The organism is Actinoalloteichus sp. AHMU CJ021, from assembly GCF_002895405.1.
Classification (GTDB): domain Bacteria; phylum Actinomycetota; class Actinomycetes; order Mycobacteriales; family Pseudonocardiaceae; genus Actinoalloteichus_B; species Actinoalloteichus_B caeruleus.
Genome location: NZ_CP025990.1, coordinates 2,283,977 through 2,304,221, shown reverse-complemented (window position 1 = coordinate 2,304,221; position 20,245 = coordinate 2,283,977). Strand labels below are relative to the sequence as shown.

Below are 20,245 nucleotides of genomic sequence, written 5' to 3'. Positions count from 1 at the left end.
CAGGGCGGGGAGACCTGCCGGGGCAGCGGTGGACGAAGGCGCCAGCATCCTCGGCGGGCTGGGTTGTCCCGCACGCGTCGAATGGTTGTTGACCGGCGGTGAGCGGCGGGTTCGGCGCGATTCGGTGTTCCGGGGAGGAACGCGGGGCGAAGTGGAACCTTCGGTCGCCCGGTCAGGTGGGTGCACTCGGCGTGCCGTACCTACCGGCTGTCGACGAGTGGTTATCGAGTGGCTCCCGGCTGCCGTTGACTGGTTGTGGGCGGTGATCGAGATCTCACCCACGAAGAACCGCAGTGGTGACATCAGGAGAGGCGGACAACCATGGACTGGTCCGGAGGATGGCGTGATGCCTTCCGCATCGAACTCCGCGCCGAGGCGATCGGCCTCGCCTGGCGGAAGTGGCCGGTCTTCCCTGGCAGCTACCTCGATGGTGGCCAGTGGGTGGGCGGCGACGCCGCGGCCGAGCACTCCGGCCCGGTCCCCGTCGAACCCGACTGGGCCGACCACCTCCTGGTGGACGCGAACAGGGCCGCTTCCTGGTGGTCCGTGCGTCCCTACAGCCTCCTGCTGGCCACCGGCTACGTCGTCGACGCCGTGGAGGTGGACGCACCCTTCGGTCGCCGCATCGCCAGCACGCTGCGCCGCCGGCACGCCCAGCCCGTCCCGATCGTGGCCACCCCGGACAACACCTGGCTCTTCCTGGTCGCCGCCGGCTCGACGACCCCCTCTCGAATCCTCGCCCAGCCTGGCGTCGTGCTGCACGGCAGGGGAAGTTGGATCACCCTTCCGCCGACCCCCGCCGAGCACGGTGTCGTGCACTGGCGGGTCAAGCCTTCGGTGTGCGGGTGGAAGCTGCCCTCGGTGACCCTCGTGGAGGAGGCCGTCGCCGCCGCCGTCCGCGCGGAGGCCCAGGAACTGCGTGCCCGGGGAGAGCGCCTGCTCACCGTGCGCCGTTGACGGTGCGCCGCGCTCACGACCAGCGCTCAACCGCCCTCGTCCGCCGACCCCAGTGGTGCCACGAGAGGGGTACCCGACCGCCGAAGGCACGACAGCACCAGGTCCAGCACCACCACCGCCCCCGCCTTGTCCAGCGGTTCGTTGCCGTTCCCGCACTTGGGTGACTGAACGCAGGACGGGCATCCCGCCGAACACTCGCAGGAGGTGATGGCCTCCCGCGTCGCCGCCAGCCAGGGCATCAGCGCGGAGAAACCGCGCTCGGCGAATCCGGCTCCCCCCGGATGTCCATCGTGGACGAACACCGTTGCCTCCCCGGTGTGCTCGTGGACCACGGTGGAGACGCCGCCGATGTCCCAGCGGTCACAGGTGGCGAACAGCGGTAGCAGGCCGATCGCCGCGTGTTCGGCCGCATGGAGTGCGCCGGGGACGCGCGCCGGGTCGAGACCGGCGCCCCCCGGCGCCACTCCGCGCACCAGCTCGTCGGAGAGGCTGTACCAGACCGCGCGCGTCCGCAGGGTCCGGCTCGGCAGGTCCAGCGGTACCTGGTCGAGCACCGCCCCGCTCGGGGCCCGCCGCAGGTATCCGACGACCTGGGAGATCACCTCCACCTCGCCGAAACCGACCGTGAGACCACCCGGGTACTCCAGCCGTCTTTCCTCCCCCACCACCACGACGTCGGTGACCGTGCGGGGGAAGGTGCTCCAGTCGGGTGTTTCCCGGTGCACCAGGGCGAGGTGTTCGGCGAGGTCCAGTTCGTCGACGACGAACGACTCACCCTGGTGCAGGTACACCGCACCGGGGTGCACGGACGAGCACGCCGCCTCGGGAGCCACCGTCCCGAGCAGGCGACCGGTGTCCCCCTCCACGACGACGACCTGCTCACCGCCCGACCCCCGGATGTCCACCTGGCCGTGGGGTCGGTCCCGGTGGGTCCAGTACCAACCGGTCGGGCGGCGCCGCACGACTCCAGCCTCCACCAGTCCAGCCAGCACCGCCTCGGCCTGCCCACCGGCCAGGGCGGGTAAGCAGCCCGGGGTGAGCGGCAGTTCCGCGGCCGCGCAGGCCAGTTGGGGCGCCAGGACGTGGGGGTTGGCCGGGTCGAGCACGGTGGACTCCACCGGTGCCCCCAGTAGTGCCTCGGGGTGGTGCACCAGGTACGTGTCCATCGGGTCGTCCCGCGCCACGAAGACCACCAGCGAGCTCTGCCCAGCCCGCCCCGCCCGCCCCGCCTGTTGCCAGAAGGACGCCCGGGTCCCCGGGTAGCCGGCGACGACCACCGCGTCCAGGCCGGCGATGTCGATGCCGAGTTCCAGTGCGCTGGTCGTGGCGAGCCCCAGCAGCTCGCCGGACGTCAGTGCCCGCTCCAGCTCCCTGCGCTCCTCCGGTAGGTAGCCGGCGCGGTACGAGGCCACCCGCGCTGGCAGACCCGCGTCCACCTGCCCCAGCGCGTCCCGGGCGTGCAGCGAGGCCAGTTCGGCGCCCACCCTCGACCGGACGAACACGAGCGTCCTGGCACCGGCGACGACGAGGTCGGTGAGGATCCGCGCGGCCTCGGCCCCGGCCGACCTCCTGCTGGGCGCCGCTCCCTCCACTTCCCCGTCGGAGGAGAGCGGAGGCTCCCACAACGCGACGACGCGTTCGCCGCGCGGCGCGGTGTCCCGGGCGACGGCGACGCACTCCCGACCGGTGAGCAGGGTGGCGCTCCCCTGGGGATCGGCGGTCGTCGCGGAGGCCAGGACGAAGACGGGGGAGGCCCCGTATCGAGCCGCGATCCTGGACAGGCGCCGCAGGATCACCGCCACGTGCGAGCCGAACAGGCCGCGGTAGGTGTGGCACTCGTCGAGGACGACGAACGACAACCGGCGGAAGAACCGCGCCCACCGCTGGTGCCGAGGCAGGACACCGAGGTGGAGCATGTCGGGGTTGGTGAACACCCACCGGGAATGCGAACGCACCCACTCCCGGTCCTCCTGGGGGGTGTCGCCGTCGTAGGCGGCTGGCCGCACGTCCCGCTCCGACAACTCGAGGGCGGCCCTGAGCTGGTCCGCGCCAAGGGCTTTCGTCGGTGACAGGTAGAGCGCCGTCGCCCTGGGGTCGTCGGAGAGACCAGCCAGGACCGGGAGCTGGTAGGCCAGTGACTTCCCGGAGGCGGTCCCGGTGGCGATGACCACGTCCTGGCCCGCCCGCGCGAGGTCGGCCGCCGCCACCTGGTGCGCCCACGGCCTGTCGATACCGAACCCCCGCAGACGTTCCACCAGGGCACCGGGCACCCAGGCCGGCCAGTCGGCATGCTCCCCGTCCCGTGCCGGCAGCGTGGCGACGTGCGTCAGCGGGTCCTCGCCCGCCGTGACGCCACCCAGTACCTGGTCAAGCAGGGTCCTCGCGTGTCCCCGGTCCATGCCGCGAGCCTCGCACAACCGGACCACCAGATCTTGGCCGGTCCACCTCCGCTAGCAGGCGATCAACGATTTCGGCGAGCTTTGGCCGAAGAAAAGATGAGTTGATCGACACACCGTGAGGTACGCCACCAATATGGCCAATACAATCCGCGCCCATGACGCGGGTCGCCACTCTCGTGACAGGCCCGGACACAGAAAGCGACCAATCAGGAGGACGGAATGTCCCGGCTCCACCTCGCCCAGAGCACCTGGGCGCAGGGCCTAGAGCTGTCCGGGGGTGATTACGGCGTCGTCGCCGTCGTCGCCGTCGTCGCTCTGGCCGCTCTCGCCGTCGGATACTTCCTGCTTCGGGAGGTACTCGCCGCCGGGCAGGGCAGCAGCAAGATGCAGGAGATCGCCGTCGCCGTCCAGGAAGGGGCGACGGCCTACCTGAGCAGGCAGTTCCGCACACTCGGCGTGTTCGTCGCTCTGGTGTTCCTCCTCCTGTTCGCGCTCCCCGCCGAGGATGCGAACGAGAGGATCGGCCGGTCCCTGTTCTTCGTGATCGGTGCCGCGTTCTCCGCGGCCATCGGCTACCTCGGGATGTGGTTGTCCACCAGGGCCAACCTCCGGGTCGCGGCTGCCGCCGGTGAGCCCGGCGGTCGGGAGAAGGCGACCAGGATCGCGTTCCGCACGGGTGGGGTGGTCGGGATGACCACGATCGGCCTTGGGCTGCTCGGCGCGGCGGTCGTGGTCATGGTCTACGCCGGACAGGCACCGAAGGTCCTCGAAGGCTTCGGTTTCGGGGCCGCCCTGCTCGCGATGTTCATGAGGGTCGGCGGCGGCATCTTCACCAAGGCGGCCGACGTCGGCGCGGACCTGGTCGGCAAGGTCGAGCAGAACATCCCGGAGGACGACCCGCGCAACGCGGCGACCATCGCCGACAACGTGGGCGACAACGTCGGTGACTGCGCGGGCATGGCCGCCGACCTGTTCGAGTCCTACGCCGTCACCCTCGTCGCGGCGCTGATCCTGGGTACCGCGGCATTCGGCACGCACGGCCTGCTGTTCCCGCTCATCGTGCCCGCGATCGGCGTGTTGACCGCGGTCGTCGGCGTGTACACGACGAAGGCGCGCCAGGGTGAGAACGGCCTCCGAGCGATCAACCGGGCGTTCTACCTCTCGGCGGCGATCTCGGCGGTGCTCTCCGTCATCGCGGCCTTCGTCTACCTCCCCAGCACCTTCGCGGAGCTGACCGGCGGCGAGAACACGACCGAGGGCAACCCCGCGCTCATCGCCGCCGCGGCGGTGTTGATCGGCATCGTCCTCGCTGGGGTCATCCTCTGGCTCACGGGGCGGTTCACCGGCACCGAGCACCGGCCGGTGCGGGACGTCGGCCGCAGCTCGCGGACGGGGGCGGCCACCGTCATCCTCTCGGGGATCTCCGTCGGCTTCGAGTCTGCCGTGTACACGGCGCTGGTGATCGGCGCGGCCGTCTACGGGGCGTTCCTGCTCTCCGGCTCGATCACCGTCGCGCTGTTCGCGGTGGCCCTCGCCGGATGTGGGCTGCTCACCACCGTGGGCGTCATCGTCGCGATGGACACCTTCGGCCCGGTCAGCGACAACGCCCAGGGCATCGCCGAGATGGCGGGGGACAGCGATCCGGAGGCCGCGCGCATCCTCACCGACCTGGACGCGGTCGGAAACACCACGAAGGCGATCACCAAGGGCATCGCGATCGCCACCGCGGTGTTGGCGGCGACCGCGCTCTTCGGTTCCTACACGGACGCGATCCAGACGGCCTTGGCCGGTATCGCCGGAGTCGTGACCTTCGACCTCTCCGGCTTCCTCGTCTTCAACCCCGGGCTGCTGGTCGGCCTGGTGATCGGGGCAGCCGTCGTCTTCATGTTCTCCGGGCTCGCGGTCAACGCGGTCTCCAGGGCGGCCGGTGCCGTGGTCATGGAGGTCCGTTCCCAGTTCCGGAACAACCCGGGGATCATGGACGGGACGGTGCGTCCCCAGTACGGCCGAGTCGTGGACATCTGCACCAAGGACTCGCTGCGGGAGCTGGCCACTCCTGGCCTGCTCGCCGTGTTCGCGCCGATCGCGGTGGGATTCGGCCTCGGGGTGGGCCCCCTCGCCGGCTACCTGGCCGGTGCCATCGGGGCCGGGACGTTGATGGCGGTCTTCCTCGCCAACTCGGGCGGCGCATGGGACAACGCGAAGAAGCTGGTCGAGGACGGGCACCACGGGGGCAAGGGCTCGGACGCGCACGCGGCGACCGTGATCGGGGACACCGTCGGAGACCCGTTCAAGGACACCGCCGGACCCGCCATCAACCCGCTGCTGAAGGTCATGAACCTCGTCGCGGTGCTCATCGCCCCGGCGGTGGTCACCCTCTCGGTCGGGGACGGCGCGTCGCCGGTGGCCCGGGCGCTGATCGCCCTGGCCTCGGTGACCATCATCGTCGTCGCCGTCGTGATCTCCAAGCGGCGCTCCACCGCCATCGGTGAGGAGGCTCCCGAGGAGACACGGGACCCCGCCAACACGACCGCCTGACCCACCGGGCGGTCGGGGGTGCCGGCATCGTCGCCGGCACCCCCACCGGCGATCGGTCGGTCTGACCCACCGCCACGACTCCGCCCGGCCCGGCACGGCACCCGCTCGTGATCTACTTGTGCCCCTTCGGAGTAGAACGTGTGTTCTAGGATCGGGGACGAGCGGGGAAGGCACGGGCGGGTGCCCTCGCGGCGGAGGTTTCGTGTGTGCTCACGTCCTCCCCGTCACCCGCGCGACGGCCCAGCGTGAGCTCGCGGCCGCCGTGGCGCCGCCGTCCCCGTGCGCCGCCGTGGTCGCGGGTCCCGTGCTTCTCGCCTCCGCCGGCCGGCGTCCTCCTGAGGTGGACCAGCCTCTGGCCAACGTCGCCCGATGTGGGGTCGAGGCGGCGCGGCCAGCGGAACGGCATGACTCTGAGTAGCCATGAGGGGCGCCGGCCGGCCCCGGCGGTCGGGGGCGCGGAACACAACGGCCCAGGCTGGACGTTCCACTCCTGGAACGGGTGGGGCGGGGGCGCGCCCAGGTGGCTCCTGAGTCACCCTGGGCAGCGCGGAGTGTCGCTGTCGGTGCACACTGGCGAGTCCGGGAACCGAGTGAGAGCAGGAGAGCGTGGCAGGGTCGACACGGGCGAAGAAGGGCGGCGGGAGCCGTTCGGGGGGCTCCGGCGGTCGTCGGCTGGTGATCGTCGAGTCGCCCGCCAAGGCACGCAAGATCTCCTCGTACCTGGGGCGTGGATTCGTCGTCGAGTCCTCCCGGGGGCACATCAGGGACCTCCCCCGGGGAGCGGCCGACGTACCGGCCAGGTACAAGAGCGAGCCGTGGGCCCGCCTCGGCGTGAACGTCGAACACGATTTCGAACCGCTCTACGTCGTCACCCCCGACAAGAAGTCGACCGTCAGCGAGTTGAAGGACGCCCTCAAGGACGTCGACGAGCTGTACCTGGCGACGGACGGCGACCGCGAGGGCGAGGCCATCGCCTGGCACCTGCTGGAGACGCTGAAACCGAAGGTGCCGGTGCGCCGCATGGTGTTCCACGAGATCACCGAGCCCGCCATCAGGGCGGCGGCGGCGAACCCGAGGGATCTGGACCACTCCCTGGTGGACGCCCAGGAGACCCGGCGCATCCTGGACCGGCTCTACGGCTACGAGGTCAGCCCCGTGCTGTGGAAGAAGGTCATGCCCAAGCTGTCCGCCGGCCGCGTCCAATCGGTGGCGACCCGCATCGTGGTGGAACGCGAGCGGGAGCGGATGGCCTTCGTCTCGGCCGACTACTGGAACATCGCCGCCGTCCTCGACGGCGGGCCCGAGGCACAGCCCCGCACCTTCCAGGCGCGGCTGGTCAACGTCGACGGGGACAGGCTCGCCACCGGCCGGGACTTCGGGCCGGACGGCCGCATCCGCTCCGGCGAGGTGCGGGTGCTGGCCGAGGACGAGGCACGCCAGCTCGCCCGTGGTCTCGACGGCGCCGAACTGACGGTGTCCAGCGTCGAGGAGAAGCCCTACACCCGCAGGCCCTACGCGCCCTTCATGACGTCCACCCTGCAACAGGAGGCCGGGCGGAAACTCCGCTTCTCGGCGGAGCGCACCATGCGGACCGCGCAGCGCCTGTACGAGAACGGCTACATCACCTACATGCGGACCGACTCGACGACCCTGTCGGACACCGCCATCACGGCGGCGCGTTCCCAGGCGGCGGAGCTGTACGGCGACCGGTACCTGTCACCCCAGCCCCGCCAGTACACGCGGAAGGTCAAGAACGCGCAGGAGGCCCACGAGGCGATCCGCCCCGCCGGTGAGGTGTTCCGCACTCCGGGCGAGGTCGCGGGGGAGTTGGAGACCGACGAGTTCCGGCTCTACGAGCTGATCTGGCAGCGGACCATCGCCTCGCAGATGGCCGACGCCAGGGGCACGACGCTGAGCGTGCGGATCAGCGGGACCGCGCGTGACGGCGAGCGGTGCGTGTTCGCGGCGTCCGGGCGGACGATCACCTTCGCCGGTTTCCTCAAGGCCTACGTGGAGTCGGTGGATTCGGAGGCCGGTGGCGAGGCGGACGACGCCGAGCGCCGACTGCCGGTGCTCACCGAGGACCAGCGGGTCACCGCCTCCTCCCTCGACCCGGAGGGTCACTCCACCAACCCGCCGCCCCGGTTCACCGAGGCAAGCCTGGTCAAGGCGCTGGAGGAGCTCGGGATCGGCCGCCCCTCCACCTACGCCTCCATCATCAGCACCATCCAGGACCGGGGGTACGTCTGGCGCCGGGGCTCGGCCCTGGTGCCGTCCTGGGTGGCCTTCGCCGTCGTGGGACTGCTCGAACGGCACTTCGGTCGCCTCGTCGACTACGACTTCACCGCCGGCCTCGAGGACGAGCTCGACGGGATCGCCGCGGGCCGCCAGGAACGCACGGCGTGGTTGTCGGACTTCTACTTCGGGGGTGACATCGGCCCGAGCGGATCGGTGGGCCGAGCGGGCGGGCTGAAGAAGTTGGTCGGCTCCGGCGTCGAGCACATCGACGCCAGGGAGATCAACTCCATCCCCATGTTCACCGACGCCGACGGGAGGACCGTCACCGTACGGGTCGGCCGTTACGGCCCCTACCTCGAGCGGGAGGCGGCGCCCGACGCGGCCGGGGGGGAGGGCGCCCAGCGCGCCAACCTGCCCGAGGACCTGCCGCCGGACGAGTTGAACCCCGAGATCGCCGAGAAGCTGTTCGCCACTCCGATGGAAGGGCGTTCGCTGGGCACCGATCCGGACACCGGGCGCGAGATCATCGCCAAGGAGGGCCGCTACGGGCCCTACGTCACCGAGGTCCTCGGTGAGGACGAGAAGGGCAAGCCCAGGACGGGATCGTTGTTCAAGTCGATGTCGCTGGACACGATCACGCTCGCCGACGCCCTGCGGCTGCTGTCCCTGCCCCGCGTCGTCGGACGGGATCCGGAGACCGACACCGACATCACCGCGCAGAACGGCAGGTACGGCCCGTACCTCAAGAGGGGAACGGACTCCCGTTCGCTCGACTCCGAGGCGCAGCTCTTCGACATCACCCTCGAGGAGGCCCTGCGCATCTACGCGGAGCCCAAGAAGCGGGGGAGGCGCACGGCCGCCGCCGCCCCGCCGCTGCGTGAGCTGGGCTCCGACCCCGCCTCCGGCAAGCCGATGGTCGTCAAGGACGGCAGGTTCGGCCCCTACGTGACCGACGGTGAGACCAACGCCTCGCTGCGCAAGGCCGACGCGGTCGAGACCCTGACCGACGAACGAGCCGCCGAACTGCTGGCGGAGCGGAGGGCGAAGGGCACCACCCCGAAGCGGGGCCGGAAGCGCGCGACGTCCAGCAAGTCCTGACCGGGCCGCCGAGGCGGGAGCACCGGAGCAAGGCCCCGGGCGGCGGTTGGGCGCCCGCCGTCGGGGCACCCCTACCCTGAGGAGGGTGCTCAGGAGGTGGCGCCTATGTTCGGGGACGCGTTGACCGGGCCTGACGGGACCCAGGCCCCACCCGCCCCACCGCCGCGGACCGACGCCGCCGGTGGTCCGGTGACGGCGTGGACGGCGGTTCGGCCTGGCGAACCCGGTGCGGTGGCAGCGCCGGTCGCCGCGGTGCGCCCACCCGAGCCGAGTGAGCGGATGCGGCGCGCGGCCGAGCGGGAGGGCGGGCTCTGGGGGGCGGCCCCGCGCCCGAGCCAGTCCCGAGCTCCTCACCGGGAATCCGTCTCCCCCGAGGTGTGGGCCGAGAGCGCGGCTGGCTCCTACCCCATGCCCGAGGTGATCGCGGAGCGGCCCGGCCCCACTCCCCATCGACTGCTTCCGCTGGTCATGGCGCTGCTGATGCTCGCGGTCATCATCGGTGCCCACTGGGTCTCATGACCTTCGGGGGAGGCGGGATGTCCGTTCCGTCGTCCTGCCGTGCTCCCCGACCCCTGACCGAGGGACCGGTGTCCTCAGCGAATCCTCAACGTCGGGGACGTAGCGTGCGAAGCCGGGGTCGGAGGGGACGTGCTGTGATCGCTGTCATCACCCGGACAGCCGGTTCGGCCGTCTTGATCACATTTTCCGACTACTCTGAGCGCAGGTCCTTGCAGCGACGGCCAACAGGGGGTGGTCAGCATTAGCGCGGCGCAGCCGGCCATTCCGACTGGCCAGCAAACCGGGGGAACGGGCACCACGACCGCCCACCGGATACGGAGCGTTCTGGCCATCCCGGCGTTCCGCCGGTTGTGGATGGTCAGCGCGATCTGCAGCATGGGTGACTGGCTGTCATTCCTGGCGCTGACGGGACTGGTCGCCAAGTTCACCGACAGTTACCTGGCCCAGAGCTTCGCCCTGAGCGCGGTCGTCCTGACCCAACTCCTGCCGGGCTTGTTATTCGCCCCGGTGGGGGGGATCCTCGCCGACCGGTTCGACCGCCGCAAGGTGATGGTGGTCTGCGACAGCCTGCGATGCCTGTTCTTCCTCTCCATCCCGCTGGTCGGTTCGCTGTCGGACAGCGTGACGGGCCCACTGCTGTGGCTGTTCGTCGCCAACTTCCTCATCGGCTGCTGCGCGCTGCTGTGGATACCCGCGAAGGACTCGGCGATCCCCAACCTGCTGCGCCGGCGGGACCAGGTGGAGACCGCCAACCAGCTCAGCCTGGTGATGACCTACGGCATCTCCGTGATCAGCGGTGCCGGGTTGTACGCGCTGATCACGGCGATCGGACCGATCCTCCAGCTCGAGAGCGAACTGGGTATCGCCTACATCGCGGTGGTCGTCAACGGTCTGCTCTTCCTCACGTCCGCCATCCTCGTGGCGACCAGGATCCCGGAGCTGTCCCTGCGGCGCAGGGTCGGTGATGAGGCCTCGGGGGAAGCACGGGAGACACCCCAGCCCGCCTCCGAGGGGAGCGACGGCGGCGAGGCCGTGGCCGCGAAGCGGCCAGGAGCGCTGTCGATGCTCCGGGACGGGTTCCGCTTCATCGGCACCACCCCGTTGATCCGCGGTCTGGTCATCGGTGTCATCGGTGCGGTGGCCGCGGGGGGCGCCGTGGTCGCCACCGCCCAGCTCTACTCCAACAGCCTCTCCGCCGGTGACACCGGGTACGGCCTGTTGTTCGCCGCCATCTTCCTCGGGCTGGCCGGTGGCATGGCGGGTGCGCCCAAGTTCGCGCAACGCATCCCGCACAACCGGCTCTTCGGCTCGGCCATCGTCGGGGCCGGCCTGGCCCTGTTCCCGGTGGCGCTGGCCCCGCACCTGTGGATCGCGCTCCTGGTGGTCCCACTGGTGGGGGGATTCGCCGGTGTGGCCTTCCTGACCGGTCTCACCATCATCGGCACCCAGGTGGACGACGCGGTCCGGGGACGGACCGTCGCGATGGTCCAGTCGCTGCTGCGGGTGGTGCTCGTGGGCGCCCTGGCGCTCGTGCCGACCCTGCTGGCGATCCTGCGGCCACGGACGCTGTCCTTCTTCGGGGCCCAGGTCGAGGTCGACGCCACCCGGCCCATCCTGCTCGGGGCCGGAGTCGTGGCCGCCGTGCTCGGGGTGGTCGCCTACCGCCAGATGGACGACCGGCGCAGCCGGCCCATCCTCGCCGACCTGCGAGCCGTCTTCCGGTCCAGGCGGGAGGGCAACGGCCTCCTGATCGCCGTCGAGGGGGACACGGCGGTGGACACCGCCGAGCAGGCGCGGCGGCTCACGGACTGGTTGACCGCCGGCGGCAACCGGGTGGTGCTCGCCGCTGACCCGGCGTTGGACGAGCAGCGCCTGCGCAACGTGCTCAAGTCAGTCGAGGTCTCGGGTGCTCGGGCCAACGCGCTGGTCGCGGCGGCCGTGCGCAGCGACGTGGTGGAGCAGGTGGTCCGCCCCGCGCTCGACGGGGGCGCCGTCGTGGTGATGGAACGCTACGTGGACAGCCCGCTGGCCCACTTCGGCGCGGCGGCGGGACTGGCCCAAGGCGAACTCGAGGGGCTGGGGGACTGGGCGACCGGGCGCCTCCACGCGGACATCACGGTGCTGCTCGACCGGGAGCCCCGTTCGGACGGGGGGGCCGGCACCGAGGACCTCAAGCACAACTGGCAGGTGAAGCGGCTGCTGGGAGAGATGGCGGCCGCCAATCCCGACCGCTACCTGGTGGTTGACGCGGACGGCAGTGAGGACGAGATCGAGCGGCGTGTCCGGGAGTCGGTGGGGCGCGTGCTGCGGGACCGCCGCTTCCGGATGATCAGCGACTCCCAGGGGTACGAGGGGCGGACGGTCTCGCTGCCGGAGGCCTGAGCCGCCGGGTCCGTTCGCGAGGGGCTCGCCCGCTCCGGGGGCCCCTCGCGGGGGACTGCACAATGTGGGGATGACTGGGAGCGTGGAAGCCGTCCTCGGCCAGCCGGCGGTTCCCACCACCGGTGTCTGGGCGGAGGTCGTGGGCCAGCGGTCGGTGCTGGCCGAGCTGTACGCCGCCGCGGTCGCCGCGGCCGGGGCGGTCTCCGGCGGAGGGACTGGCGGGGGCGCCATGACCCACGCCTGGCTGTTGACCGGCCCCCCCGGCTCCGGGCAGACGACGGTGGCGCGGGTGTTCGCCGCCGCGCTCCAGTGCGTCGTCCCCGGTCCGGTACCCGGGTGCGGAGCCTGCCAGGGGTGCCGTACCGCGCTCGCCGGGACCCACGCGGACCTGCGGATCGTCGCGCCGGACGGGTTGTCGATCTCGGTCGCCGAGATGCGCGCTCTCGTGCAGACGGCGGCCAGGCGACCCACCGCCGGCCGCTGGCAGGTGGTGTTGGTGGAGGACGCGGACAGGTTGACGGAGGGGGCGGCGAACGCGCTGCTCAAGGCGGTGGAGGAACCAGCGGAGCGGACGGTGTTCCTGCTGTGCGCCCCCTCGGACCACCCCGACGACGTCCCGGTGACCATCCGGTCCCGATGCCGGCCGCTGGCGCTGGGTACCCCCCGCCCAGCGGAGATCGCCAGGGCACTGCGTGACCACGACGGAGTGGACCCCGAACTCGCCGACTGGGCTGCTTCGGTGTGCGGGGGCCACGTGGAGCGGGCACGTCGCCTGGCGGCGGACGAGGCCGCCAGGCAGCGTCGTGCGGCGGTGCTGGCGATACCCACCGCGCTCCACCGGTCCGCCGACGTGTTCCGGTGCGCGGACGAGCTGGTCAAGGCCGCTGAGACCGACGCGGTCGAAGCCAACGAGATCCGGAACGAGGAGGAGAAGGAGGCGCTGCGCACGGCGATGGGCGCCGGCGGAACGGGGAAGGGCACCGCCGCGGCGACCAGAGGAGCGAACGCCGCCGTCCGGGAGCTGGAGAAGCGGCAGAAGTCCCGGACCACCCGCACCCAGCGTGACTCGCTGGACCAGGCGTTGATCGACCTCACGGCCTTCTACCGGGACGTACTCGTCCTCTCGGCCGGGGCGGCGGTGCCGCTGAACCACCCGGACCGGGAGGCGGACAGCCGGTCGGCGGCGGCGCGGTGGACGCCGGAGTCGACGCTGCGCCGGCTGGAGTCGGTACTGGAGTGCCGGGACGCGCTCGCCGCGAACGTCAAACCGCGCATCGCCGTGGAGGCCATGCTCATGGTGCTGTGGCGCGGCTGACCTGACCGAGCTCCCGGTGTGCGGGGCACTGGCCCCGCTGCCTCGGACGGGGCGCGGGCGGACCCGCCTGCCTCCTCCCGTGGGCAGGCACGAGGTCGCCGGAATACCGACCCCGCTCGTCCCGGTCGCTCCCCGTTCGCTAGACTGTTCGTGCTGTGCCCGCAGCGCGCCGCCTTAGCTCAGTCGGCCAGAGCGACGCACTCGTAATGCGTAGGTCGAGGGTTCGATTCCCTCAGGCGGCTCAGCCCGAAGCCCAGGTCTCACGAGGCCTGGGCTTCGTCGCGTTCGGGGGCTCTCGTCGGGTAGGAGATCGATGGGACGGGTCCGGCTGCGACGGGCTTGGCCGCTGATCGCGGCGACGCCTTCCCGACGGCGCTCGCGGCGAGCCCTACGCCGCCCGACCGGCACGCATCGGTACCACCGCCACCTCGGTCCTCACGCGTGACCGCTCAGAACCGCAGCACGATCCAGTGCGCGAGTACGGGCGAGACATCCCCAACGACATCCAGCTGAGGACCGTAGTTGTACCCAAGTGCGATGAGTGCGATGGCAAGAAATGCGCGGAACGAACGAAAGCTGGGATTGGGGTATATCCAGGAGTGGGTGTGGAACATCACTAGGACCAGGCCCGCGGTGACAACCGGTAGCAGTGCCCACTCCCACCACGTGAGCCGCATGTCGTTGACCAGATGGGAGTAGGCGGCCGCTGTGACGAACAGGGTGAGGAACAGAGTGGCTCCCGCGTACCGGAATATGCGGTAGTGGAACACTCCGTGATCGCGCTCGTAGTAATTGACATCCCCGTGGATGTCACGCGCCCGCACGACGTTGGTCACGTCGCCCGAGTAATGGTTGATGTGGGCGAATTCCTCGTCGTCATCCTCGTCCGCGCAGTCGTCCTCGTCCTCGTACTCGTACTCTCGCATCGCCTGACCCGTACTCGTCGCTGGTCTCGAGCCGCCGTGCGCGAACGGCCGGGGCCTGGGAGCAATCGTGCCAGCGACGCCCCTGACGTGGGGCTTGGTCGCCCAGCTTCACCAGATCGGGGCACTCGTCCTCGGCGGCACGTGGCCGACAGCCGGGGCAGCGGGAGCGAGGGGGTCTCCTGTTCCCTGTCCGCAGGGGAAATGTCGGGGTGGTGTGGCTCGGTGAATTCCGTCCCGGGCGGTATGGGTGTGTGATGAGCCGTAGGCGGGCCGGGGACGTGCGGCCTGGTCCAGTAGGTGTGCTGTTCGCTGGGCGGATCACGATTGCGGAGAATCGCGTTGCCCCGGAGCCGGTTCATCCTCGGGTACGTCGTTTCCTGACGAGGTGGTTCCTCCTTGTCGTGAGGGATTTCCGCGCTTCCTCCCGCTGATACGGCGTCAGCTGGCCACCACCGACGCCGCGTGACACGGAATGCGCTGCCGGGTCCGGGTCCGGGTCTCAGGTCACGGGTTCAGGCGGAGGGTCTCCACCAGCTGCTCGGGGTCCTCGTGGCGGACGAGCAGGGAGGAGCCGTCCACGAAGGTGAACCCCAGGAACCACTCGGGAAGCGCGGCGCGGCCGAGCGGCGCCGCCGAGACCGACCGGAGCTCCGGACGGTCCACCTCGTGCAGGGCGACGACGCCACGTTCACCGGCCCCACCCCGCACCTGGCGCAGCAGGCCGCCGAGACGGCCCGCGAAACCGGCTTCGTGCCCCCTGGGTGAGGCCTGGGCCGGCTCGCCGCTCGCCACCTCGCCCGCCTCCACCAGCACCGCGAGCCGGCGGTTGGACAGGGCGAGGCGACAGCGTGCGCCGGCGTGGGTCAGCGCGTCGCCCAACCGGACCGCGTGGTCCCCGGGGTCCACCCCGGTGATCCACCCCCACATCGCCGGGTCGTGGGCCCACTCGTCGTCCGACCACCCGCCGGCCGCCAGTGGGGCGGTGAGCGCGGGTCGCGCGATGTCGGTGTTGGTGGCGAGCGCGCTTGGCGCGGTGGGGCGGTGGGGCAGGTGGGTTCGGCCGCCGAGGCTCGACCCCAGGTGCCCGGCGCCGGGGCCACCGAGCACGGCGAGCAGCAGTTCGCCCCGTTCGGCCCGGGTCCAGGTTCGGGACAGCGCTCGTGCGGTGAGTTCGCGGGACACCAGGAGGTTCCGTTCTGGTTCGGGGTCGGGTGCGGGTCAGGAGGACGCGAGGGCGAGCATTCGGCGGGCAGCCGCCTCGGTCCGGCCGGGGGCGGCGAGTTCGAACGCGGACCCGTCGTCGAGGACGACACGCAGGTAGTGCGGGGGGACGCCGCTGCTGCCGCCGCCCTGCTTCCTCGCCACCACCCCCACCGACCGGACCCGACTGGCCGGCAGTTCCACCCGTGCGGTGGCGAGAGGCAGACTGCCCCGGAGGGGTGGCGCTGCCGGGTCCCCGTTGCCGAGGATGCCGGTGCCGAAGCGTCGGGCCCGGTCGAGCAGGCCGGTGCCCGCCTCCGCGGGTGTTCCGCTCGTGGAACCGGTCGCCTCGGTGCCGGAGGGCAGGAAGGAGAGCAGGGCCAGCCGGGTGGAGGTGAGGAACCAGTGGTCACCCGGAGCGAGTGTGTCCACCCCACTGAGGGTGGACACCGCGAGGCACTCCGGACCCGGGCCGGTGACCAGGGTGGTGGGCACCTGGCCAGGGTCGGAGCTGAGGTTGTCGTTGCCGGAGAGGGCGTCCACCAGCCCGAGGAGCGCGCCTCCCGCCGCGCCGCCGACGGCGCCGGACGTCCTGGCGAGCCAACCCCGCCGAGGCGCGCCGTGTTCGTCCATGCCCGCGACGTCGAACCGCAGCCGGGCCCCGAGGGGCGTCGCGAGCCGGATCCGTTCGCTCGGCGCGCACCAGGTGTGCCGTGCCGCGAGCACCTCTACCACTGGAATCCCCGTTCCTGGGCGGCTCGTCGTTCCTCAGCGGAGGGTTCGGGTGTCGCCGCGTCATGGGCGAGTTCCGCGCCCTGCTCGATCGCGGCCGAGGTGAGCTGGTCACCCGCCGCGGCCATCGCCGCTCCGCTGGTCCTGCTCTGACCGCCGAGCGCGTTCCGCAACACGGCCTCGCTGATGTTGGTGGCCAGCGCCTGGGTGCCCTCGACGCCGGCGGAGAACCGGTTGCCCGTGGTGGACGCGAGCGTGCTCCCATCGGCCCTCGTGAAGATGTTGACCAACGGGTTCCCGTCGACGCGCCGCATCGCGAACCGCTGCGCGGCGTTGCCGCTTCGCAGCGACCCCGCCTGGTTGACGAGGTCCCGGAAGGGGCCCCGCAGTCGAGTGAGCAGCGCCTCCAGCCTGCGCACCAGCTGCCCGATCCGCTGTTGCAGCCTGGTGACCCTCATGGTGAGCCGGATCCCGGTGCTCCCGACCTGGATGGTGGTGGTCACGTTCGCGGCGGCGACCGAGGCTCCGGCGGTGATCCAGGCCGCCGCGAGCGCGGCCAACCAGGAGACGATCAGCCCGATGACCAGTTCGGTGATGAGCTGGATGGTGAACTCGACGAAGGCGTCGAACAGGTCGGCGACCAGGTCCAGGACCTGCCGCAGGTCGCGGATGTCGGCGGCGAGGGCGGCGACGCCCTCCGCGAATTCCGCGAACCGCGAGCGGAAGGCGTCTCCGGCCTCACCCCGCCACGAGTCCTCCGTGGCCTCGGCTCGTCGACCCTCGGCCTCCGAGACCTCGTCCAGCCAGCGGGCGACCTGTTCCCAGCCCTCCCCAGTGGCCCGCATCTGCTCCGGGTCGCCGATGGCCCACTCGGCGATCTCCACCAGGGGGCTGAGCACGATGGACACCAGGAAGCCGAGCCCGTTGCCGACCAGGGCCTGTCCCGGTGACCGGATTGCCTCCAACAGTTCCAGGCGTCCCGTGATGGTCGCGGCGGTGATCTCGGGCGGTGTGGTCGCGTCCTGGAGGTCCTGGTAGGCCCCGGACCAGGAGCTGCCCCGGGCCGCGGCCTGGTCGAACCAGCCGCGCTGGTCCGCGTCCTCGTTCAGTTCCTCGAAGCTGGGTGGGCCGGTCACCGCCCACCTCCGCGCAGGGTGTCCCCGATCGACTCCAGCGCGCGGGCCAGGCCGTCGTCGACGCCGAGGTAGGTGGCGGCGCTCTCCCTGGTCATCTCGGCCCCGGTCCGCAGGAAACCGGCGGCCTGGGTGGCGAGCGCCTCGCACTCCTCCAGCGCGGAGTGGTATCCGCCGCTGAGGTGCAGCGCGTCCCCGATCGGGCCGAAGCACTGGTCGTCCACCCTGGCGCGGTCGAGTAGCGCACCCAGCTCCTCGAACTTGTCCGCGAGTCGCTCACTGCCGGCCCCGTGGGCCAGCAGCGCCTCCGGATCGACGTCGAACCCGGTCACGTCGCCTCCTACCGCAGGAAGGTCTCGGGCGGTTCGTCGGACGGACCACCGCCGGGGTCACCCCGGGGTGCGGACGGGGGGTCCTCGTCCGGACGGGGGACCGGGAAGTCACCGGCGGAGGACACCGCGTCCCGGATGCGCTGGGCGTCCTCGCCGAGCACGGGACCGACCATCTCCTCCAGGCGCTCGGCGGCATCGCGTGTCGCCGCCCGCACCGTCTCCAGGATCTCCTGCCGCAGCGCCACGTGGCTCCGGTCGGTGGCGGCCGGGGAGAGCCGGAGGTCGACGAGTGCTCCGGAGGGCGTGACGGTCGCCGTCACCACCCCACTGGAACTGGTGGCGACTCCTCGAACCCCGCTCAACCGTTGGCCGAGTTCCGTGACCTGCCGTGCGCGTTCCTCGAACGAACGCAGGAGGTGCCCTACCCGGTCGGACGCGCCTGAGGTCATGCCGACTCCTCCGTGGAGTGTTGGCGTGCTCGGTGATCGGCCCGCGCCTCCAGTCAACCAGGAGGTGTGCTCCGGGTAGATCCCCTGACCGGGTGCATCGCCCGCGGCCGTTCGGGGCGGTCAGCGGTCGGCGTCCCGTCGGCCCACCACCGGGGTGCGGCCCGGCGTCCCGGCACGCGCCGTGCCTGGTGACGTGACCCCGGTGGGAGCGGAGGCTCGGAACGACCGTGTTGATCCGTTCGAGTGAAGATCACGGCTGGGACGTCATCCCTCCGGGGGCACGTGCTCTCGGCCAACGGAGGAGGTGCTGATCATGTCCATGATGAGTGGCACTGTGATCGGGATCATGGTGAGTTGGTGGGTGCTGACGCTGGTCTGTCCGCTGGCGCGGTACGTGCGCCGGTCACGACGACGTCGTCGCGTCGTGGACCGGGTGCGCTGGGAGTTACGCGCCTTCCGGCGGGGTGCGGTGTCCCCGCGAGGAGGGGCGTCGGACGTCGAGGTGGAGGGGGAGCGGGAGTTCGGACGGAGGTCGGCCGCCTGATCCCTCGGGTGAGGAGGCGCGCCGGCCCTCGAGGCCCGGCCGAGGACGGTGCCGACCGAGGTCGGGAGCCGGGGCGAGCGGTGGACCGGTAGTCACTCTTCAGGGGGTACACGGGCCGCGTGAGCGCGCCGATGGAGGGCGTGTCGGGCGACGATCGTCCCCGTTGCCCCTCGCCGAAGGACGTGGCCCGTGCGCGCACTCTTCCTGGCGGCCGTCGTGGCCGCGCTGTCCACCACCGCCGTCTCGCCCGCCGAGCCGAGGAGGGAGGTCGCCGCCGCCGAGGAGGCCACCTCGGCGGAGCCCGCCGCGCGCATCGTGGGAGGGGTCGGGGGCGACGAGGACTACCACTTCGTGGTCTCGATCCAGCGTCCGACCGAGGGCAAGGACCACTGGTGCGCCGGAGCGCTCGTGGACCCGGAGTGGGTGCTGACCACGGCGCACTGCGTCCAGGGCGAGCTCACCGCCTACACGGCCAGGGTCGGGACGAACCACCGGTCCGAGGGCGGCAGCTACGAGCGGGTCGTCGAGATGGTGACCCATCCGCACTGGAACGGGCACACCGGGGACATCGCGCTGTTCCGGTTGGCCCGGCCGGTGCCGGCGCCGACGCTGCCGCTCGCCGCGCGGCGACCTCCCGAGGGAGCGACGGTTCGGATACTGGGCTGGGGCAAGACCTGCGGCACCTTCGAGTGTTCCTGGGAGTACCCGGAGCTGCTGCGGCAGCTCGATGTTCCCGTGGCGGCGGCCGCCGGCTGTCGTGCCGCCGGAGTGGACGCCGCCACCGAGCTCTGCCTGCGGGTGAGCAGGGATGCCACTTCCTGCTACGGGGACTCCGGCGGCCCGGCGGTGGTCAGGGAGGGTGGGGCCTGGCGGCTGGCCGGTCTCGACTCCCGGGGCGGCGACCCGGTCTGCGGAGTTGGCGGGCTCGTGTTCACCGAGGTGACGGTGTACCGGGACTGGGTTCGCTCGGTCATCTCCTGATCCCGATCCCCCTCGGCCCGGACCTGCCGCCAGTCAGGGCCAGGAGGGCGGAGCGGCGGTCGACGGTCGTGATGGCGGCTCGGCCACCGCTCGCCGCGGGTCACCCCGCTGAGCCATCGTCCGCCCCCGGCCCCCGGCCCCCGGCCCCCGATACCCGGGCGCCTGGTCGGCCCGGACGTGCCCTGGGCTGATGCCGCGCCCTTGGGACGGGAAACGCGCCAGGGCCAGCCGACGCGCCTGCCCACGACGCGCCTGCCCACGACGCGCGATCCGCGCCGTCGAAGCGGTGGGGCCGCGAGCACCGCGATGGCGCGGGGTGCCCGGTCGGTCACCTGGAGCAGCTGAGAGTCGGCTCATAGCCAAATCGGTTGCCGGCCGTCCCTGATCGGCGGAAGCTTGCTTCGTGCAACTAGTTGTGTGATGCGGGCAAACAGGGGTTGGCGATGCGGGAACCGGACGAGGAGACCGACGCGGTCGCGGCGGGGCCAGCGGGCCTCACCCC

The 20,245-nt window shown here is 71.6% G+C and carries 15 protein-coding genes and 1 tRNA gene; 9 read left to right on the top strand and 7 right to left on the bottom strand.

The features are described 5' to 3' along the window. Window positions 1-321: 321 nt before the first annotated feature. The gene (locus C1701_RS09600; protein ID WP_026417639.1) at window positions 322-957 is read left to right on the top strand and encodes a bifunctional DNA primase/polymerase; all 636 of its coding nucleotides are present in this window, start codon (window positions 322-324) and stop codon (window positions 955-957) included. A 26-nt stretch (window positions 958-983) separates the two neighbouring features. Here C1701_RS09600 and C1701_RS09595 read toward each other — a convergent pair whose 3' ends face one another. Continuing rightward, a complete protein-coding gene (locus tag C1701_RS09595) occupies window positions 984-3,356 on the bottom strand; it encodes a DEAD/DEAH box helicase (RefSeq protein ID WP_103057011.1) in 2,373 nt (790 codons plus the stop codon). A gap of 219 nt (window positions 3,357-3,575) precedes the next feature. Between C1701_RS09595 and C1701_RS09590 the strand changes: the two genes are divergently transcribed. The 6 genes from C1701_RS09590 (at window position 3,576) to C1701_RS09565 (ending at window position 13,688) form a co-directional block, all read left to right on the top strand. Further along, a complete protein-coding gene (locus tag C1701_RS09590; RefSeq protein ID WP_030226180.1) occupies window positions 3,576-5,894 on the top strand; it encodes a sodium-translocating pyrophosphatase in 2,319 nt (772 codons plus the stop codon). Between the two features lie 606 nt (window positions 5,895-6,500). Next, window positions 6,501-9,230 (top strand): type I DNA topoisomerase, encoded by a 2,730-nt coding sequence (gene topA, locus C1701_RS09585; protein WP_030226182.1) that lies wholly within the window; start codon window positions 6,501-6,503, stop codon window positions 9,228-9,230. Between the two features lie 231 nt (window positions 9,231-9,461). After that, window positions 9,462-9,749 (top strand): hypothetical protein, encoded by a 288-nt coding sequence (locus C1701_RS09580; protein WP_155886032.1) that lies wholly within the window; start codon window positions 9,462-9,464, stop codon window positions 9,747-9,749. 354 nt (window positions 9,750-10,103) lie between these two features. Then, the gene (locus C1701_RS09575; protein WP_026417634.1) at window positions 10,104-12,131 is read left to right on the top strand and encodes a bifunctional MFS transporter/dTMP kinase; all 2,028 of its coding nucleotides are present in this window, start codon (window positions 10,104-10,106) and stop codon (window positions 12,129-12,131) included. Between the two features lie 70 nt (window positions 12,132-12,201). Beyond that, on the top strand, window positions 12,202-13,446 hold the full coding sequence (locus C1701_RS09570) for a DNA polymerase III subunit delta' (protein ID WP_051313598.1): 1,245 nt from the start codon (window positions 12,202-12,204) through the stop codon (window positions 13,444-13,446). Between the two features lie 168 nt (window positions 13,447-13,614). After that, a tRNA-Thr gene (locus C1701_RS09565) sits at window positions 13,615-13,688 on the top strand. A 207-nt stretch (window positions 13,689-13,895) separates the two neighbouring features. On the opposite strand, the gene C1701_RS09560 is transcribed toward C1701_RS09565, so the two are convergent. The 6 genes from C1701_RS09560 to C1701_RS09535 form a co-directional block, all read right to left on the bottom strand. After that, complete coding sequence (locus C1701_RS09560) at window positions 13,896-14,372, bottom strand: hypothetical protein (RefSeq protein ID WP_103055831.1); 477 nt, start codon at window positions 14,370-14,372, stop codon at window positions 13,896-13,898. A 504-nt stretch (window positions 14,373-14,876) separates the two neighbouring features. Continuing rightward, entirely contained in the window at window positions 14,877-15,554 is a 678-nt protein-coding gene (locus C1701_RS09555; protein ID WP_103055830.1) for a hypothetical protein, read from the bottom strand. A 36-nt stretch (window positions 15,555-15,590) separates the two neighbouring features. Then, complete coding sequence (locus C1701_RS09550; protein WP_156038710.1) at window positions 15,591-16,307, bottom strand: hypothetical protein; 717 nt, start codon at window positions 16,305-16,307, stop codon at window positions 15,591-15,593. Further along, complete coding sequence (locus C1701_RS09545; protein WP_103055829.1) at window positions 16,301-17,440, bottom strand: WXG100 family type VII secretion target; 1,140 nt, start codon at window positions 17,438-17,440, stop codon at window positions 16,301-16,303. Before C1701_RS09545 ends, C1701_RS09550 begins: the two co-directional genes overlap by 7 nt. Continuing rightward, the gene (locus C1701_RS09540; protein WP_026417628.1) at window positions 17,437-17,769 is read right to left on the bottom strand and encodes a hypothetical protein; all 333 of its coding nucleotides are present in this window, start codon (window positions 17,767-17,769) and stop codon (window positions 17,437-17,439) included. Before C1701_RS09540 ends, C1701_RS09545 begins: the two co-directional genes overlap by 4 nt. An 8-nt stretch (window positions 17,770-17,777) precedes the next feature. Continuing rightward, window positions 17,778-18,218, bottom strand: coding sequence for a YbaB/EbfC family nucleoid-associated protein (locus C1701_RS09535; protein WP_103055828.1), 441 nt, complete (start codon window positions 18,216-18,218; stop codon window positions 17,778-17,780). A 313-nt stretch (window positions 18,219-18,531) separates the two neighbouring features. Between C1701_RS09535 and C1701_RS09530 the strand changes: the two genes are divergently transcribed. Both C1701_RS09530 and C1701_RS09525 read left to right on the top strand, forming a co-directional pair. Continuing rightward, window positions 18,532-18,762 (top strand): hypothetical protein, encoded by a 231-nt coding sequence (locus C1701_RS09530; protein ID WP_156038711.1) that lies wholly within the window; start codon window positions 18,532-18,534, stop codon window positions 18,760-18,762. Between the two features lie 189 nt (window positions 18,763-18,951). Then, window positions 18,952-19,743 (top strand): S1 family peptidase, encoded by a 792-nt coding sequence (locus C1701_RS09525; protein WP_026417626.1) that lies wholly within the window; start codon window positions 18,952-18,954, stop codon window positions 19,741-19,743. Window positions 19,744-20,245: the final 502 nt, after the last annotated feature.

Coding starts and splice junctions, on each gene's coding strand:
- C1701_RS09600 (WP_026417639.1), top strand. CDS start 322: ATGGACTGGTCCGGAGGATGGCGTGATGCCTTCCGCATCGAACTCCGC.
- C1701_RS09595 (WP_103057011.1), bottom strand. CDS start 3,356: ATGGACCGGGGACACGCGAGGACCCTGCTTGACCAGGTACTGGGTGGC.
- C1701_RS09590 (WP_030226180.1), top strand. CDS start 3,576: ATGTCCCGGCTCCACCTCGCCCAGAGCACCTGGGCGCAGGGCCTAGAG.
- C1701_RS09575 (WP_026417634.1), top strand. CDS start 10,104: ATGGTCAGCGCGATCTGCAGCATGGGTGACTGGCTGTCATTCCTGGCG.
- C1701_RS09570 (WP_051313598.1), top strand. CDS start 12,202: ATGACTGGGAGCGTGGAAGCCGTCCTCGGCCAGCCGGCGGTTCCCACC.
- C1701_RS09560 (WP_103055831.1), bottom strand. CDS start 14,372: ATGCGAGAGTACGAGTACGAGGACGAGGACGACTGCGCGGACGAGGAT.
- C1701_RS09535 (WP_103055828.1), bottom strand. CDS start 18,218: ATGACCTCAGGCGCGTCCGACCGGGTAGGGCACCTCCTGCGTTCGTTC.
- C1701_RS09530 (WP_156038711.1), top strand. CDS start 18,532: ATGTCCATGATGAGTGGCACTGTGATCGGGATCATGGTGAGTTGGTGG.